At 41.8% G+C, this 2,158-nt stretch carries 1 protein-coding gene and 1 pseudogene; both read left to right on the top strand.

Annotation, left to right across the window (positions count from 1 at the left end):
- Positions 1-96: pseudogene (locus NBH01_RS26485) on the top strand (polysaccharide biosynthesis/export family protein); the annotation flags it as partial.
- Between the two features lie 12 nt (positions 97-108).
- A partial coding sequence (locus NBH01_RS26480; protein WP_250700374.1) for a GumC family protein occupies positions 109-2,158 on the top strand: 2,050 nt, incomplete at its 3' end.

Here is a 2,158-nt window from a genome sequence, read left to right as displayed (position 1 = left end):
CGAAATTCGGATATCGGCACTAGTACAAGCTTGTGGTTCTCTGCTACTTCGATCCTTGTTTCTATTGCCAGTTTATTGTTTAACATCTTGAAATAAAAAGAAAGGGTTATGAAGGAAGAAAATCAAAACGTGAAGGAACGTGAATTGACTGAGGAGCAAATTGATTTCCGGACACTTCTTTTTAAATACATCATTCACTGGCCCTGGTTTGTAGGTGCGGTGTTGCTATGTTTTGTTGGTGCATGGTTTTATTTGCATTGGGCTACACCCATTTATAATATTTCCGCTACCGTCCTAATAAAAGACGAGAAGAAAGGCGGAGGTGCAGGACTTTCTTCGGAACTGGAGGATATGGGGTTAAGCGGTGTGATGACTTCTTCTAAAAACATTGATAACGAGTTGGAAGTTCTGCGTTCGAAAACACTTGTAAAAGAGGTTGTGAATCAGTTGGGATTGTATATAACTTATAAAGATGAGGATGAATTTCCTGCTAAAGGTCTATATAAGACATCTCCGGTGCAGGTGAGCTTGACACCTCAAGAGGCTGAAAAATTGAATGCACCGATGATGGTGGAAATGACTTTACAGCCTAAAGGTAGTATGGATGTGAATGTGACTGTGGGTGAGAAGGGCTATCAGAAGCATTTTGAGAAGTTGCCTGCTATCTTCCCGACTGATGAAGGCACGCTGGCCTTCTTTCAGACTGCTGATTCGGTAACTTTGCAAGATGGAACTAAAGTTCCTCGGATAGAGAAGAACGTACGCCATATAACTGCGACAATAAACAAACCGATGAGAGTGGCAAGAGACTATTGTAACAGTCTGTCTATTGCTCCTACTTCTAAAACGACTTCTGTTGCTGTGATTTCATTGAAGAACTCCAGTCTGCAGCGTGGACAGGACTTTATCAACCAGTTGCTTGAAATGTATAATCGCAATACGAACAATGATAAGAACGAGATCGCCCAGAAGACAGCTGAGTTTATTGATGAACGTATTGGTATTATTTCAAAAGAATTGGGTAGTACGGAAGCTAATCTGGAGTCCTTCAAGCGTGATGCCGGTATCACGGACTTGACGAGTGAAGCTCAGATAGCTTTGGCCGGTAATGCGGAATATGAAAAGAAGAGCGTAGAGAATCGTACTCAAATCAGTTTGGTGAATGACTTGCGTAAGTATTTACGAGGCAATGAATACGAAGTCTTGCCGAGTAATGTAGGTTTGCAGGATGCAGCCTTGATTGGAGCTATTGAACGTTACAACGAGATGTTGATGGAACGTAAACGCCTGTTACGTACATCAACAGAGAATAACCCTACGATTGTGAATCTAGATACGAGTATCCGTGCCATGAAAGCTAATGTACAGGCTACTCTTGAAGGAACCTTGCAGGGGTTGATGATTACTAAAGAGAGTCTTGACCGTGAAGCAAGTCGTTATTCCCGTCGTATCAGCAACGCTCCGGGACAGGAACGTGCTTATGTAAGTATTGCCCGTCAGCAGGAGATCAAAGCTGGCTTGTATCTGATGTTGTTACAGAAACGTGAAGAGAATGCGATTGCGCTTGCTGCCACTGCCAATAATGCGAAAATTATTGATGAAGCGATAGCTGACGATATTCCGGTATCTCCCAAACGCTCTATGATTTATTTGATTGCATTGGTACTTGGTGTTGGAATTCCGGTTGGTATCATCTACTTGGTTGAACTGACAAAATTCAAGATCGAAGGTCGTGCCGATGTAGAGAAACTAACGAGTGTTCCTGTTGTCGGTGATATTCCATTAACTGATGAGAAGAATGATAAGAATGGTTCTATCGCCGTCTTCGAGAACAAGAATAATCTGATGAGTGAAACTTTCCGTAATATTCGGACCAATCTTCAGTTTATGCTAGATAATGATCAGAAGGTGATCCTTGTGACCTCAACTGTCAGTGGTGAAGGAAAATCGTTTGTTTCGTCGAATTTGGCTATCAGTCTTTCTCTTTTGGGAAAGAAAGTGGTGATTGTCGGACTCGATATTCGTAAGCCGGGGTTGAATAAAGTATTCCAGCTCTCTAATAAGGAGAGAGGTATTACTCAGTATCTTTCCAATCCTGAAACGGATTTGATGGAACTTGTTCAGCCTTCTGATGTAAATAAGAATCTGTTTATTCTTC

This window comes from Bacteroides sp. B1-V-101 (assembly GCF_023656585.1).
Taxonomy (GTDB): Bacteria; Bacteroidota; Bacteroidia; order Bacteroidales; family Bacteroidaceae; genus Bacteroides; species Bacteroides thetaiotaomicron.
The sequence above is the reverse complement of the archived record's forward strand: the minus strand, read 5'-3'. Positions and strand labels throughout refer to the sequence as shown.